This is a genomic window from Leclercia sp. GLN_9 (assembly GCF_043105735.1).
In the GTDB taxonomy this organism is placed as follows: Bacteria; Pseudomonadota; Gammaproteobacteria; order Enterobacterales; family Enterobacteriaceae; genus Enterobacter; species Enterobacter adecarboxylatus.
Map to the genome: position 1 here is coordinate 35,916 of NZ_JBICLV010000042.1, position 15,843 is coordinate 51,758.

At 59.4% G+C, this 15,843-nt stretch carries 13 protein-coding genes; 5 read left to right on the plus strand and 8 right to left on the minus strand.

The annotated features are described in order from the left end of the window. Positions 1-100: 100 nt before the first annotated feature. The 4 genes from ACF8PE_RS21470 to nhoA all read left to right on the plus strand — a co-directional run bounded on the left by ACF8PE_RS21470 (position 101) and on the right by nhoA (position 4,494). Complete coding sequence (locus ACF8PE_RS21470) at positions 101-793, plus strand: ABC transporter ATP-binding protein (protein ID WP_392495257.1); 693 nt, start codon at positions 101-103, stop codon at positions 791-793. Beyond that, positions 790-1,758, plus strand: a complete 969-nt coding sequence (locus ACF8PE_RS21475) for an ABC transporter substrate-binding protein (protein ID WP_230431502.1) — start codon at positions 790-792, stop codon at positions 1,756-1,758. The genes ACF8PE_RS21470 and ACF8PE_RS21475 overlap by 4 nt, the downstream gene beginning before the upstream one ends. Before the next feature lie 62 nt (positions 1,759-1,820). Continuing rightward, the gene (locus tag ACF8PE_RS21480; RefSeq protein WP_392495266.1) at positions 1,821-3,452 is read left to right on the plus strand and encodes an ABC transporter permease; all 1,632 of its coding nucleotides are present in this window, start codon (positions 1,821-1,823) and stop codon (positions 3,450-3,452) included. A 196-nt stretch (positions 3,453-3,648) separates the two neighbouring features. Further along, complete coding sequence (gene nhoA / locus ACF8PE_RS21485; RefSeq protein ID WP_059307893.1) at positions 3,649-4,494, plus strand: N-hydroxyarylamine O-acetyltransferase; 846 nt, start codon at positions 3,649-3,651, stop codon at positions 4,492-4,494. Positions 4,495-4,522: 28 nt separating this feature from the next. On the opposite strand, the gene mazF is transcribed toward nhoA, so the two are convergent. From mazF to ACF8PE_RS21525, 8 genes are all read right to left on the minus strand, one after another. Further along, positions 4,523-4,849, minus strand: coding sequence for an endoribonuclease MazF (gene mazF, locus ACF8PE_RS21490; protein WP_059307894.1), 327 nt, complete (start codon positions 4,847-4,849; stop codon positions 4,523-4,525). Further along, a complete protein-coding gene (locus tag ACF8PE_RS21495; RefSeq protein WP_392495258.1) occupies positions 4,849-5,133 on the minus strand; it encodes an AbrB/MazE/SpoVT family DNA-binding domain-containing protein in 285 nt (94 codons plus the stop codon). The genes mazF and ACF8PE_RS21495 overlap by 1 nt, the downstream gene beginning before the upstream one ends. A gap of 143 nt (positions 5,134-5,276) precedes the next feature. Further along, positions 5,277-5,957, minus strand: coding sequence for a respiratory nitrate reductase subunit gamma (narI, locus tag ACF8PE_RS21500; RefSeq protein ID WP_059307896.1), 681 nt, complete (start codon positions 5,955-5,957; stop codon positions 5,277-5,279). Continuing rightward, on the minus strand, positions 5,954-6,649 hold the full coding sequence (narW, locus tag ACF8PE_RS21505; protein ID WP_130588830.1) for a nitrate reductase molybdenum cofactor assembly chaperone: 696 nt from the start codon (positions 6,647-6,649) through the stop codon (positions 5,954-5,956). Before narW ends, narI begins: the two co-directional genes overlap by 4 nt. Continuing rightward, entirely contained in the window at positions 6,649-8,193 is a 1,545-nt protein-coding gene (gene narH / locus ACF8PE_RS21510) for a nitrate reductase subunit beta (RefSeq protein ID WP_059307898.1), read from the minus strand. Before narH ends, narW begins: the two co-directional genes overlap by 1 nt. Beyond that, complete coding sequence (locus ACF8PE_RS21515) at positions 8,190-11,930, minus strand: nitrate reductase subunit alpha (protein WP_392495259.1); 3,741 nt, start codon at positions 11,928-11,930, stop codon at positions 8,190-8,192. Before ACF8PE_RS21515 ends, narH begins: the two co-directional genes overlap by 4 nt. 68 nt (positions 11,931-11,998) lie before the next feature. Next, entirely contained in the window at positions 11,999-13,390 is a 1,392-nt protein-coding gene (gene narU, locus ACF8PE_RS21520) for a nitrate/nitrite transporter NarU (RefSeq protein WP_392495260.1), read from the minus strand. Positions 13,391-13,588: 198 nt separating this feature from the next. Beyond that, entirely contained in the window at positions 13,589-14,164 is a 576-nt protein-coding gene (locus ACF8PE_RS21525) for a TetR family transcriptional regulator (protein WP_103792341.1), read from the minus strand. A gap of 115 nt (positions 14,165-14,279) precedes the next feature. Between ACF8PE_RS21525 and ACF8PE_RS21530 the strand changes: the two genes are divergently transcribed. Then, positions 14,280-15,767: an MFS transporter gene (locus ACF8PE_RS21530; RefSeq protein WP_392495261.1), complete on the plus strand. Its 1,488-nt coding sequence runs from the start codon at positions 14,280-14,282 to the stop codon at positions 15,765-15,767. The last annotated feature ends 76 nt before the right edge of the window (positions 15,768-15,843 follow it).

Here is a 15,843-nt window from a genome sequence, read left to right on the forward strand (position 1 = left end):
TCTGAAAGCCATCGGAAATCAATACGCAACATTTACGTCATGTATTCGTCACATAAGCTGCCTACAGTGGCGAGCATCAAATCCCAAAGAGGATAACAATATGCTCACTTCCATAACGCTCAAAGGCGTCTCGTACGCTTTTGGCGCGAATACCGTTTTGAATCAAATCGATCTGCATATCGAGCCGGGTAGCGTGGTTGCGCTGCTGGGGCCGTCGGGCTGCGGCAAAAGTACGCTTCTGCGTCTGCTGGCAGGGTTAACCCAGCCTGCGGAGGGGGCGATCCATTTCGGCGATCGCCTGGTGGCGAAAACCGGCTGGGCGCTGCCGCCGGAAGCCCGGGACATCGGCATGGTGTTCCAGGATTACGCCCTCTGGCCGCACATGACCGTGGCACAGAATGTGATGTTCCCGCTGAAGATGCGCCATATCCCGCGCCAGGAGTGCGACCGCCGGGTCGCGCAGGCACTGGTGCGCGTGGGCTTAAGCGAGTTCGCTGACCGCAAACCCGCGGGATTGTCCGGCGGGCAGCAACAGCGCGTGGCGCTGGCCCGGGCGATTGTCGCCGAACCGCGGGTACTGCTGTTTGACGAGCCGCTCTCCAACCTCGACAGCGAACTGCGTGGAACCTTGTGTCACGAGATGGCCACGCTGCTGCGCCAGCTCGGTACCACCGCCGTCTATGTTACCCACGACCGCCGGGAGGCTGAAATCCTGGCCGATCGCATCGTGCATTTGTCTGCTGGCAGCGTCGCTGCCGATCGTTTGATTACATCCTCAGGGGAGTTCGCATGAAAGCTGCAATGTCCGTAAAAAAAGGAGTGCTGTTAGCCATGGCGTTATCGTCCGTTATGATGTCCAGCGCACACGCGCTGACCGTCTACACCGCAGGCCCGGGGTCGCTCGCCAAAAGCCTTGCCAGCGGCTTTGAAAAGAAAACCGGCGTCAAGGTGGATATCTTCCAGGCGACCACCGGCAAAGTGATGGCCCGCCTCGAAGCGGAACAGGCTAATCCGCAGGCCGATATTTTGATTTCCGCCTCCTGGGATACCGCGGAAGATCTGCACAACCGCGGCTGGCTGCTGCCGTACCAGAGCGCCAATGCGGCGAACGTGCCCGCAGACCTGAAATCAGACGACTTTGTGGCGCAGGGCGTCTCAGCGTTAGGCATCGTCTGGAACACCAAAAGCGGCACCCCGGAGCCGAAAGAGTGGCGCGATCTGACCACTGACGCATTTAAAGACAAAGTCACCACCCCGGACCCGGCGCTGTCCGGTGCTTCGCTCGATCTGCTGATCGGTCTGCAAAATGGCATGGGCGATAAGGCCTGGACCCTGTTTGAGGATCTCAAGAAGAACGGCATGGTGGTGAGCGGCCCGAATGCCCAGGCGGTGACGCCGGTCATGCAGGGGGCGAAAGCGGCGGTGTTCGGCGCGGTGGATTATGTCTCCTATGGCAACATCAGTCAGGGTGAATCCCTGAAGGTGATTTTCCCGGCCAGCGGCACGGTGATGGCCCCGCGTCCGATGATGATCCTCAAATCTACCCAGCATGCGGATGATGCGAAAGCCTTCGTCGATTACGTCCTGTCGCCAGAAGGCCAGGCGATGGTGGCCGATGCCTGGCTGATGCCAGCCCGCGGCGACGTACAGGCTAAACGTCCGCTGCTCAACGACCTGAAAATCCTGCCGACCAACAGCGACGGCACCAGCGAACGCAGCGATATCCTCAAGCGTTTCAATAAGCTCTTCACCTTATAATCACGTGACGGGGGCAACCCCGTCTTCAGGACTGCTTTGTGAATCCTAAATTCTTGTCGGTGATGACGCTGGCGCTACTGGTGATCCTGGTGGCGTTTCCGCTGGCGTTTATCTTGCTACAGGCGGTGTTTCCGCAGTTCAGCGCCGGGGTGTTCTCGGGGGCCTTGAGCGGCGTCGCAACGCTGCTGGCCGAGCCGCACTTGCCCACCATGCTGGGCGGCACGCTACAGGTTGGGGTTGGTGTGGCCCTGGTGAGTGCCTTGATTGGCTTTCCACTTGGCGTGGCGCGCGGGCTGTTGAATCTGCCGCTGCCCCGGCTGTGGGATCTGCTGTTTCTGATCCCGTTTTTAACCCCGCCCTATATTGCCGCGCTGTCGTGGATGCTGGTGCTGCAAACCAACGGCTATCTACAACAGCTCACCGGCTTCAACCTCAATGATGTGTTGTTCAGCCAGACCGGGATTGTGCTGGTGATGGCGCTGAATATCTTCCCGGTGGTCTATTTCGCGGTATCGCGCAGCCTGCTGGCCAGCGGACAACGTCTGGCGCTGGTGGCCCGGGTTCACGGGGCCAGTCCCGGACGGGCGTTCTGGCATATCACGCTGCCGATGCTTTCGCCGTCGCTGGCGGCCGGGATGCTGCTGACCTTCACTCTGGCGATTGAGGAGTATGGCGTGCCCGCCGCACTTGGCACCCGCGCCGGGGTGTTGATGCTGACTACCGATATCGAGAAAAAGCTGGCGGAATGGCCGATCGATCTCTCCGGTGCGTCGATGCTCTCCGTGGTGCTGGTGACCCTTGCACTCAGTGCCTGGTGGCTACAGAAAAAACTGACCGGTAATCAGGATGTGACCAGTATTACCGGCAAACCGACAGAGAACATGGGCGCGGATGCGGGGAGCTTTACCCTGCCGATAGTGGCGCTGCTGGGGTTGACCGGGTTTGTCGCGGTGATCCTGCCGGGTGCCTCGATGGCCTTATCCGGAGTGCTGGGCACCTTGTCGGGCGGGGTGTCTCTCGCCAATCTGACCGCTTCCCATTATGCGGCGCTGTTCAGTCAGCAGGGGGATGCGCTGTCGGCGCTGGGCACCAGCCTGTCGCTGGCGCTGGGGGCGGCCTGCATCACCGGCTTGCTCGGCCTGCTTGCTGCATGGCTGGTGGTGGTGCAGAAGATTAAGGGCCACGGGCTGGTGGATGCCCTGTCGCTGATGCCCGCTGCGTTGCCCGGCGTCGTGGTGGGGGTAGGGTTGATCCTGCTGTGGAACCAGCCCTTCTGGCCGGTCTCTCCTTACAACAGCTGGGCGATCCTGCTGCTGTCGTATTGCTGCCTGCTACTGCCGTGGCCGGTACGCTATGTCGGCAGTGCGCTGCGCCAGCTAGGGGGGAATCTGGAGCCTGCCGCCCGGGTACATGGCGCGTCGGCGCTGCAGGCGTTGCGTTTTATCGTCCTGCCGCTGGTCTCTCCGGCCATGCTGGCGGCCATGCTGATGGTGTTTGCCATTGCCTCGCGCGAGTTGGTCACCTCGCTGCTGCTGGCCCCTGCGGGCACGCAAACCGTGTCGGTGTTTATCTGGCGGCAGTTTGAGCAGGGATCCGTCGGGCAGGGCATGGCAATGGCTACCCTGACGCTGCTTACCGGGCTGGTATTGATGCTGACGGCGCTGGGGATCATGCAACGCACCACGCGCGGTTAAAAAGCACTTTTGAAACAGTCGCAGGCGAAAAATAGGTTATAAACACTTCATCCTTCACGCTGCCTCTGCGTTGGCTGCGTCTGCACACCCCGGTCGCTTACTCAAGTAAGCGCGCGGGTGTTCTCAGACTTGCCGTCTTGATGCAACATGAATGGTTTTGCGTAGAGATAAGGACGAATTGTTAAAGGAGCCAACCATGACCCCGTTTTTAACCGAGTATTTCGCCCGCACCGGCTGGCAGCAGCCGGTTTCTGTGGATATAGAGACCCTGCGGGCGCTGCACCTGCAACACAACAGCACCATCCCGTTTGAAAATATTGACGTGGTGCTGCCGCGGGAGATCCAGCTCGACGATCAATCCCTGGTGGATAAGCTGGTCACCGGCCGCCGCGGCGGTTATTGCTTTGAGCAAAACGGTCTTTTTGAGCGGGTGCTGCGTGAGGTAGGGTTTAACGTCCGCAGCCTGCTGGGTCGGGTAGTGATGGCGAACCCACCCCAAATGCCGCCGCGCACCCATCGTCTGCTGCTGGTTGAGCTAAATGGCGAACGCTGGATTGCCGATGTCGGCTTTGGCGGACAGACGTTGACCGCACCGATTCAGTTGATCGCCGAGAAGGAGCAGGCGACACCGCACGGGCTCTACCGGCTGATTAACGATGGTCTCGACTGGGTGCTCCAGTTCCGCCATCACGAACACTGGCAGTCGATGTATCACTTCGATCTCGCCGCCCAGTATCAAAACGATTACGTGATGGGCAACTTCTGGTCAGCGCACTGGCCGCAGTCCCATTTTCGTCATCATTTGTTGATGTGTCGGCATCTGCCGGACGGCGGCAAGCTGACCCTCACCAACCTGCACTTTACCCACTGGCAGAACGGGCAGGTGATTGAGCAGCGAAACCTGCCTGATGCAGATGCGTTGTATCAGCTGATGCAGGAGCGGTTTGGGCTTGGAGTGGACGATCCGAAACACGGTTTTTCACTGGCAGAACTGACGGCGGTGATGGCCGGGTTTGAAACCCATCCGCAGGCGGGAAAATAAAACGGGAAGGGGCGTAAGCCCCTCTCTGTTAGCCGATCAAAACCTTCGCCCGCATTCTCACGGCATCCAGTTCTTCGGCAGTTGCCGTTCCCTTTTTCACTGCGTGACGCGCGCGCCAGTCCAGACTTTTGATCTGATCGGCGAGGGCGACATTGCGGCGTGCTCCGCTAATGACAACTTCGAAGGGGTAGTTTTTGATTTGCGACGTGACTGGACAGCAGAGCATCAGACCGGTGCGTCCATTGTAAGTGGCGGGTGAAATAACCAGCGCAGGGCGATGGCCTGCCTGTTCATGACCTGACTGCGGATCAAAATCCAGCCAGACGATATCGCCCGCTTCCGGGATGTAGTCCATCACAACAGCTCCTTACCTTGCGGTTCTCCAAAGGTGACTTCGTGATGCAGATTGTCGTCGGTGATCGCAGCGAGCAGCGATTCCAGCGTCGGTTCGTCCTTCCTGACGGGTGTCAAAATAATGCGTCCTTCTTCGTCTACGTTAACGTTCACCACATCGTCAACGTGCAATTCAGCCTCGCGCATAACTGCGACAGGCAGCCTGACAGAAGGGCTGTTACCCCATTTTTTGACGGTGACTTGCGGCATAAAAAGACTCCAGATGTCGATAAAAAGTATCGTCATCATAAAGCGTGGGGATTTTATGTGTCAACATTGTCGATACAGTGGCGGGGTGAAAACGCCGGGCGACGCATGCGCCTGCCCGGCTGGGTGGGGCGGTTTCGTAAGCCGGGTAAGGCGTAGCCATTACCCGGCATGGCTCGGGCCTACCTTCTGGATCTCACCAGCTGATAGCGCCGGGTGATGTACTCAAACGGCGCGCTCCAGACGTGGACCAGGCGGGTGAAGGGGAAGATCAGGAAAATAGTCATCCCCAGCACCAGATGGAGACGGAAGATAAAGGCCACGCCGGTCAGCATCTCAGACGAGCCGCCGCGGAAGGTAAAGATCCCCTGCGCCCAGCCGACCAGCTTCAGCATTTCACTGCCGTCCGGGTATTGCGCCGAAAACGGGATGGTGGTCAGGCCGAGCACGCACTGGGTCAGCAGAATACTCATGATGATGATATCCGGCGTGGTGGAGGTGGCGCGCACCCGCTGGTTGAACAGGCGACGATACAACAGCATCGAGCCGCCAATCAGGGTCAGCACGCCGCAGATCCCCCCGGCAATCATCGCCAGCTGCTGTTTGACCGCCATAGGCAGGAACCAGGCGTACATCCAGTGCGGGGTTAACATGCCGAACAGATGCCCGAAGAAAATCCCCAGAATACCGATGTGGAACAGATTGGAACCCCAGTTCATGCCGCGCTTGCTCAGCAACTGGCTGGAGGATGCGCGCCAGGTGTACTGGCCGTAGTCGTACCGCAGCCAGCTGCCGAGGAAAAACACCGCGGCGCAGATGTAGGGGTAAATGTCGAAGAAAAAGACGTTCAGATGGTGTGTCATTTTGGGCCTCCGGCACTGACGTCCACGTACTGCGGCGCGACGTCCTGGCTAAAGCGTCGTTGATATTGCTGCATGGGCGAGCTGTCGCAGGCCGTCGCGTTATCTTCAATAAACTTCACTTGCTCCTCTTCCCAGACCGCATCCAGCGCCTGGCGTGTGTCATCCCGTTTTTCGCCCACCACCTGCTGCGTGACACTGTCACTTGAGAGCTTGCTGCCTGCAAACCTCAGCAGGGCGTCGAACAGCTGATAGTGGGCCACCTGTCGCTGTTTCAGCCGCCCGCCAATCAGCGCCAGAATGGGCGCGACGTTCTGCAACCCCTCCCGGGCCTGCGCGTCGGGCAAGATGCTTAAATACTCCAGATAGAGCGGCAGATAGTCCGGCAGTTCGCGGCAGTCGAGTTGCAGCCCGGCCTGCTCGTACTGGTTCATCAGGTCAACCATCGCCTGGCCGCGATCCCGTGATTCGGCATGGACATGTTCGAACAGTAGCAGCGAGGTGGCGCGTCCGCGCTCGAACACTTCGCACCAGGAAGCCTGTTGGTCGAGCAGCGGGGCGCTAAGGTACTGCTGCGCAAACGGCAGCAGCATGGGCGCATCCTGCGTCACCAGGGCGAGCGCTTCGTCGCGGCTCTCCCACAGCGCCTCGTCCGGGTACTCAATCAGCAGGGCAATAATTTTGAGGATCTGCATTAGTCTCCCTCCCCGTGTTCACGCACCTCGGTGATATTGATGGCATCGATGCGGCTGCTGTTGAACAGGTTGAATTTGGTGTCGGAGCCGTGGCAGCCGTCACCGAACGTAAAGCCGCAGCCGTTTTTCTCCGGGAAGGCGTCGCGCGCCATTTCCCGGTGGCTGGTGGGGATCACAAAGCGGTCTTCGTAGTTGGCGATAGCGAGATAACGGTACATCTCCTCGACCTGTTCGACGCTCAGGCCCACTTCCTCAATGGCGCGGGTGTCGGTCACGCCTTCCACGGTCTGGGAACGTTTGTAGTGGCGCATCGCCATCATGCGTTTCAGGGCGCGCAGCACCGGGCCGGTATCCCCCGCGCTGAGCATATTCGCCAGATACTGCACCGGAATGCGCAGGCTTTCGACCGCCGGGAGGATGCTGTCGGTCTGCGGCAGGCCACCGGCGTCGGCGTAAGACTGGATCGGCGACAGCGGCGGCACATACCAGACCATCGGCAGGGTGCGGTACTCCGGGTGAAGAGGCAGGGCCAGCTTCCAGTCCATCGCCAGCTTGTAGACCGGTGAGCGCTGCGCCGCGTCAATCACGTTCTGCGGGATCCCTTGCTTAACCGCCTCTTCGATGATGGCCGGGTCGTGCGGATCCAGGAACACATCGCACTGACGCTCATAGAGATCGGTTTCGTGTTCGGTGCTGGCCGCCTCCTCGATACGGTCTGCGTCATAGAGCAGCACGCCCAGGTAGCGGATGCGTCCGACACAGGTTTCAGAGCAGACGGTAGGCTGGCCGGATTCAATACGTGGATAGCAGAAGATGCATTTTTCCGACTTGCCGCTCTTCCAGTTGAAGTAGATTTTTTTGTACGGGCAGCCGCTGATGCACAGACGCCAGCCGCGGCATTTGTCCTGGTCGATCAGCACGATGCCGTCCTCTTCGCGCTTGTAGATCGCCCCGCTCGGGCAGGTCGCCGCGCAGCTCGGGTTCAGGCAGTGTTCGCACAAGCGCGGGAGATACATCATGAAGGTGTTTTCAAACTGGCCGTACATCTCCTTCTGCATCCGGTCGAAGTTACGGTCCCGGGCGCGCTTTTCAAACTCGCCGCCGAGCAGCTCTTCCCAGTTTGGCCCCCATGTGATCTTGTCCATGCGCTTGCCGTCAATCAGCGAGCGCGGGCGGGCGGTAGGCAGGTGGTTACCCTCCGGGGCGCGGTGCAGATCCTGGTAGTCGAAGGTGAAGGGTTCGTAATAGTCGTCAATCTGCGGCATCTGCGGGTTGGCGAAGATTTTCGACAGCACCCCCAGCTTGCCGCCGAGACGCGGGGTCAGCTTGCCGGTAATACTGCGGATCCAGCCGCCTTGCCAGGCTTCCTGATCCTCCCAGTTTTTCGGATAGCCGATGCCGGGCTTGGTTTCGACGTTGTTAAACCAGGCGTACTCCATGCCTTCGCGCCCGGTCCAGACGTTTTTGCAGGTCACCGAGCAGGTGTGACAGCCGATGCATTTATCAAGATTGAGGACCATGCCAACCTGTGAGCGTATTTTCATTTTTTCGCCTCCTGTACCTGATCCCGACCTTCGCCATCCAGCCAGTTAATGTTTTTCATCTTACGGATCATGATGAATTCATCGCGGTTCGACCCGACGGTGCCGTAGTAGTTAAAGCCGTACGCCAGCTGGGCGTAGCCGCCAATCATGTGCGTCGGCTTCGGACACACGCGCGTCACCGAGTTATGAATCCCGCCGCGCCGTCCGGTCACCTCTGAACCTGGAATGTTCAGGATGCGCTCCTGGGCGTGGTACATCATGGTCATGCCTGGCGGCACGCGCTGGCTGACCACTGCGCGGGCGGTGAGGGCGCCGTTGGCGTTAAAGCACTCGATCCAGTCGTTGTCTTCGATGCCCAGCTCGCGGGCATCGGTTTCGCTGATCCAGACAATCGGCCCGCCGCGCGACAGGGTCTGCATCAGCAGGTTTTCGCTGTAGGTGGAGTGAATCCCCCATTTCTGGTGCGGGGTCAGGAAGTTGAGCGCCTTCTCCGGGAAGCCGTTCGGCGGGATCTCGCGCATGTGGGTCACGCTGCGGGTATCAATCGGCGGACGATAGGCCACCAGACTCTCGCCAAAGGCGCGCATCCACGTGTGATCCTGATACAACTGCTGCCGCCCGGAGAGGGTGCGCCACGGGATCAGCTCATGGACGTTGGTGTAGCCAGCGTTGTAGGAAACATGTTCGCTCTCAATGCCGGACCAGGTTGGGCTGGAGATGATTTTGCGCGGCTGGGCCTGAATATCGCGGAAGCGGATCTTCTCGTCTTCCTTGTTCAGCGCCAGATGGATGTGCTCGCGACCGGTAAATTCGGCCAGCGCCTCCCAGGCTTTGACCGCCACCTGACCGTTGGTTTCCGGGGCGAGGGCGAGGATCACCTCCGAGGCGTCGATTGCCGTCTCGATGCGCGGACGGCCTTTCGCCGGGCCATCGAGCTTCACATAGTTCAGCTTGCCGAGGAAATCGACCTCATCCTGGGTGTTCCACGAGATGCCTTTCCCGCCATTGCCAAGCTTGTCCAGCAGCGGCCCGAGGGCGGTAAAGCGTTCGTAGGTTTCCGGGTAGTTTCGCTCCACCACGGCGATGTTCGGCGCAGTTTTGCCGGGGATTAGATCGCATTCGCCCTTGCGCCAGTCGGCAATGTCGAACGGCTGCGACAGTTCCGCCGGGGAGTCGTGTTGCAGGGGCTGCAATACCACGTCGGTTTCGCTACCCAGGTGGCCGACGCAGACCTCAGAGAAAGCTTTGGCGATGCCCTTGTAGATCTCCCAGTCGCTGCGTGACTCCCAGGCCGGGTCCACTGCGGCAGAGAGCGGGTGAATAAACGGATGCATATCCGAGGTATTCATATCGTCTTTCTCATACCAGGTGGCAGTCGGCAGAACGATATCCGAGAACAGACAGGTGCTGGACATGCGGAAATCCAGCGTTACCAACAGATCCAGCTTGCCCTCGATGGCGGCGGTCTGCCACTCCACCTCTTCCGGCTTCACGTCATCCGTCGTGCCGAGATCGTCGCCCTGAATGCCGCTTTCGGTGCCCAGCAGGTATTTAAGCATGTACTCGTGGCCTTTCCCGGAGGAGCCGAGCAGGTTAGAGCGCCAGACAAACAGATTACGCGGGTGGTTGTTGCCGCTGTCCGGCTGTTCGCAGGCCATACGGATATCGCCGGAGCGTAGCGCCTGGGCGGTGTACTCCTGCGGCGACATGCCAACGGCATCCGCCTGAGCCTTAATGTGCAGCGGGTTAAGGTTCAGCTGAGGCGCAGACGGCAGCCAGCCCATGCGTTCGGCACGCACGTTAAAGTCGATCAGATGGCCGGTAAACTTCGAGGCATCGGCCAGCGGGGAGAGCAGTTCCTGGGCCGTGAGTTTTTCATAGCGCCACTGGCTGGCATGGTTGTAAAAGAACGAGGTGCTGTTCATCTGGCGCGGCGGGCGGTTCCAGTCGAGGGCAAAGGCCAGCGGCAGCCAGCCGGTTTGCGGACGCAGCTTCTCCTGGCCGACATAGTGCGACCAGCCCCCGCCGCTTTTGCCCACGCAGCCGCAGAAGACCAGCATGTTGATCATCCCGCGGTAGTTCATGTCCATGTGATACCAGTGGTTCACCCCGGCACCGAGAATAATCATCGACCGGCCATGGGTTTTATGCGCCGTGTCGGCGAACTCCCGGGCGATCTGCTCGATATGGCGACGCGGCACCCCGGTGATCTGCTCCCCCCAGGCCGGGGTGTAGGCTTTGATCTCGGCGTAATCTTTTGCCGCAAGGTCATCCTCCAGCCCCCGATCGAGGCCATAGTTAGCCAGCACCAGATCGTAGACGCTGGCGACGTGCAGTTGTCGGCCATCGACGAGGCTCAGGGTTTTTACCGGCAACTGGCGCACCAGCACCGGCTCCTGCTTCACGCTGCGGAAGTGCGGGTTTTCGTTGCCGCCAAAGTAGGGGAAAGCCACCCCGGCGACCGTGTCGTGGGTGCCCAGCAGAGAGAGCGCCAGGTCGGTTTCCTGGCCTGCCGCCAGCGATTCAAGGTTCCATTTGCCTTTCTCACCCCAGCGGAAGCCGATAGAGCCGTTCGGCACCACCAGATCGCCCATGGAGGTAAAGGCGACGGTTTTCCATTCCGGGTTATTGGCTTCGCCCAGCCCTTCGGCAAGGTCGGAGGCGCGGAGCATCCGGCCCGGCACGTAGCTGCCATCGTCGCGGGGATCGAGCATCACCAGCATCGGCATATCGGTGTAGCGACGGCAGTAGTTGAGGAAATAGTCGCTCGGGTTGTCGAGGTGGAACTCTTTCAGGATCACGTGGCCCATTGCCATGGCCAGGGCGCTGTCGGTGCCCTGTTTCGGTGCCAGCCACTGGTCGCTGAGTTTGGCCACTTCCGAAAAGTCAGGCGTGATGGCGATGGTTTTGGTGCCTTTGTAACGCACTTCGGTAAAGAAGTGGGCGTCCGGGGTACGGGTCTGCGGCACGTTCGACCCCCAGGCGATGATATAGCTGGAGTTGTACCAGTCGGCGGATTCCGGCACGTCGGTCTGTTCCCCCCAGGTCATCGGCGAGGCGGGGGGCAGGTCGCAGTACCAGTCATAGAAGCTCAGGCAGGTCCCGCCCAGCAGGGAGAGATAGCGGGTGCCCGCAGCGTAAGAGACCATCGACATCGCCGGGATCGGCGAGAAGCCCGCCACCCGGTCAGGCCCGTAGTGTTTGATGGTCCAGACGTTGGTGGCGGCGATAAGCTGGTTCAGCTCTTTCCAGTTCGAGCGAATAAACCCACCGTGACCGCGCGCCTGCTTGTAGCTCAGGCTCTTTTGTGGGTCATTCATGATGGCATTCCAGGCCAGCACCGGATCGCTGTGCTGGCCCAGTGCCTCGCGCCATAGCTCAATCAGCTTGCGGCGTACCAGCGGGTATTTCAGGCGGTTGGCGCTGTAGAGATACCAGGAGTAGCTGGCCCCGCGCGGGCAGCCGCGCGGCTCATGGTTCGGCAGGTCGGGGCGGGTGCGGGGGTAGTCGGTCTGCTGGGTTTCCCAGGTGACCAGGCCATTCTTGACGTAGATTTTCCAGCTACAGGAACCGGTACAGTTCACGCCGTGAGTGGACCGCACAATTTTGTCGAACTGCCATCGCTGGCGATAGCTGTCCTCCCAGTCGCGGTTGGTGTGCATCACCTGACCGTGTCCATCTGCGAAGGTCTCGCCTTTTAGTTTGAAATAACGAAAGCGATCCAACAATTTACTCATGACGTTTCTCCTGACGGGGCGACTCCCGCCCCGTGGTTACACTGCTCACAAAAAAATTGAAATACGCGTTATGATTTGACGTGCTTCTGACGACGGCCATACACCAGCCAGGTGATGAACACGCAGACGATGTAAAACACCAGGAAGACCTTCATCGCCCCCACCGGCGAGCCGGTCATCGCCAGCGAGGTGCCAAAGGCTTTGGGAATGAAGAACCCGCCGACAGCGCCGATGGCCGAGATAAAGCCCAGCGCGGCCGCCGTATCGGTGACGGCCTCTTTCTGGGCCTGCTCGTCCGTACCGCCGCGCAGTTTCACTCTATAGACGGTGATTTGCCGGAAGATGACCGCAATCATCTGGAAGGTGGAACCGCTGCCCAATCCGGCGGTGAGGAACAGCCCCATAAACACCAGATAAAAGGCGGTAAAGCTGCCAGAGCCGGAGCCGGGCAGGGTGAGGAACAGCAAGGCGGTGAACAGCGCCATAAAGATGAAGTTCACCAGCGTGACGCGCACCCCGCCGAGCTTATCGGAGATAACCCCACCGGCAGAGCGTGCCAGCGCCCCGATCAGCGGGCCGAAAAAAGCCAGGTGCAGGATGTTAACGTCCGGGAACTGGGTTTTCGACAGCATGGCAAAGCCAGCAGAAAAGCCGATAAAGGAGCCGAATGTCGCCAGATAGAGCAGACTCAGCAGCCACAGGTGCAGTCGCTTCAGCACCGGTAGCTGGCTGGCGATGGTCGCTTTCGAGCTGGCAATATCGTTCATGCCAAAAAAGGCGGCAAGGGTTGCCAGCAGCAGCAGCGGTGCCCAGATCCAGGCGGCATTAGCCAGGAATAACGACGAGCCATCCTCCTGGGAGACGCCGTGAACCCCGAGGAAGGTGAACATCGGCAGGAAGATCACTACCGGCGCCACCATCTGCATCACGCTGACGCCGAGGTTGCCCAGTCCGCCGTTAATGCCCAGCGCGCTGCCCTGTTTGGCTTTGGGAAAGAAAAAGCTGATGTTGCCCATGCTGGAGGCAAAGTTGGCCCCGGCGAAGCCGCACAGCAGGGCGATGACGATAAAGATTTCGTAAGGCGTGGCGGTATTCTGCACCGCAATACCCAGCCACACACAGGGCACGATCAGAATAACGGTGCTTAATACCGTCCAGTAGCGCCCGCCAAATATCGGCACCATAAAGGAATAGGGGACACGTAATATTGCCCCGGAGAGTGAAGGCAGAGCGGTTAACATAAACAGCTGATCGGTACTGAAATTAAAACCCACTTTATTCAGGTTGACTGCCACGGCGCTAAATAACATCCACACGCAGAAGGCCAGCAGCAGACAGGCAACCGAAATCACTAAATTTCGCCGCGCAATGGGTTTGCCTTTCTTTTCCCAAAATGCGGCGTTTTCCGGTTTCCAGTTACTTAACAAATAGTGATTATTCTTCTCAGCTTGTTGTGACATATTGCCCTCTTGCATATCCGTAAATGGCAGAAAGAGAAATACATTCAGGTGGTTACCTGTTTTTTTGATGAGAATTTATCTGGAGTGTTTTAGGAGACTTCTGAAAGGATAGATAAAAAAGCGAATCCATGAGTTTTGAAGGGAGAAATGGATCCGCTTAATATGTTACAAAGCGTAACAGTTAAGAGATGCTGATGATTAACCCAGCTCGAGCGTAATTAATGTTTTCAGGTGCTGATTAAATGCGGCGTCGTCCATCTCCGGCATGGATAGCGCGTATAACCCGTCGAGCCCACAGACCAGACCAATCAGCCGCCAGGCGACGTTTTCGGCCGTGTCTTTCAGCGTAAAGGCTTTCGCCTGTTCGCCCGCACGTATGATGTCCACCGTTTCCTGATGCCACATCTCCATGGTTAACAGATAAGCGCCTTTTATCTCCGGGTCGCGGGCGGCTAATAGCTGGGCTTCCCGCCACAGACGAATGTAGGGTTCAAAGCTGCGGTCGTCGCTGCCGAGCATGGCGAACAGGCGTTCGCGCCAGCTGGCGTTTTCAGCCACGACGTCGGCATCCAGCAGCGCCCGGATCAGGCTGATAAAGGCCTGGGCTTTCAGTTCACCGGCCGAAGCAAAATGGTGATGCACCTGGCCCGTCGCCACCTTCGCTTCGGCGGCGATATTTCTCACGGTCATCCCGGTAAAGCCGTCGTTCAGCGCCACACGCATCGCCGCCTGCAGGATCGCTTCCCGCCGCTCATCCTTGCTCAGATAGGTCATTTTTTTCACTCTCAACTGGGGGTCAACGAGTGTAACAAAAGGCTGGACATGCGTTCAACTTTCCGTAGGATCGCATTCTGGACATGTGTCCAGCTTTAATCAAATAAGGAAATCTATGTTTCGTCAGTGGTTAGCGTTAGTGATTATCGTGCTGGTCTATATCCCGGTTGCGATTGACGCCACGGTGCTGCACGTTGCCGCCCCGACGCTGAGTATGACTCTGGATGCCAGCGGCAATGAATTGCTGTGGATCATTGATATCTATTCGCTGGTGATGGCCGGCATGGTGTTGCCGATGGGGGCGCTCGGGGATCGCATCGGCTTTAAGCGCCTGCTGATCATGGGGAGCACCCTGTTTGGCCTCTCTTCGTTAGCGGCGGCGTTTGCCCCCACGGCGGGGTGGTTGATTGCCGCGCGGGCCTCGCTGGCAATCGGCGCGGCGATGATCATTCCCGCGACGCTTGCCGGGATCCGCACGCTCTTCCCGGATGCGCGTCAGCGTAACATTGCCCTTGGCGTCTGGGCTGCCGTCGGGTCCGGCGGGGCAGCCTTTGGCCCGCTGGTGGGCGGGATGCTGCTGGCCCACTTCTACTGGGGTGCCGTGTTTTTGATCAACGTTCCCATTGTGTTGCTGGTGGTCTCCCTGGCGGCGCGTTTTGTCCCGGCCCAGCAAGGGCGACCGGAGCAGCCGCTGAACATCACGCACGCTCTGATGCTGATTGTGGCGATCCTGCTGTTGGTCTACAGCGCTAAAACGGCGCTGAAAGGGGAACTTTCTCCCTGGGTAGTCGCGGGCTCGCTTCTGATCGGGGCGGCAATCCTGTGGGCCTTTATTCGCATTCAGCTGCGTGCCCACACGCCGATGATCGACATTCGCCTGTTTGGCCATCGCATCATTCTCAGCGGCGTGGTGATGGCGATGACGGCCATGATCGCCCTGGTGGGTTTTGAGCTACTGATGGCCCAGGAGCTGCAGTTTGTCCACGGGTTCACCCCCTTTGAGGCAGGGATGTTTATGCTGCCGGTCATGGTCGCCAGCGGCTTTAGCGGGCCAATAGCCGGGGTGCTGGTAGGGCGTCTGGGATTACGGGTTGTAGCCACTGGCGGTATGGGGCTGAGCGCACTTAGCTTTATGGGGCTGTCGATGCTCGATTTCAGTACCCAACAGTGGCAGGCCTGGTGCCTGATGGTGCTGCTGGGCTTTAGTGCGGCGAGCGCATTGCTGGCCTCTACCGCCGCGATCATGGCCGCCGCGCCGAAAGAGAAGGCCGCAGCCGCCGGGGCGATTGAAACCATGTCCTATGAACTGGGCGCGGGGCTGGGGGTTGCGATTTTTGGACTGTTACTGACCCGCAGTTTCTCGGCATCCATTGAGCTGCCCCAGGGGCTGGACGCTTCCCTTGCGGATCATGCCGCCTCGTCCATCGGTGAGGCGGTGAAGGTGGCGCAGGATCTCTCCCCGTCGCTGGCAGAGTCGGTGATTACAGCGGCGAAAACCGCCTTTATCACCTCGCACAGCGTGGCGCTGGGCAGCGCGGGCGGGATGCTGATGGTTCTGGCGATTGGGATCTGGTTTAGCCTCGCTAAAGTATCGCAGCGGTAAACAACGCCCGACGGCGCGGTGTAAACCCTCTCCCTGTGGGAGAGGGTTGGAATGAGGGCAACCGGCCGTACAAAAC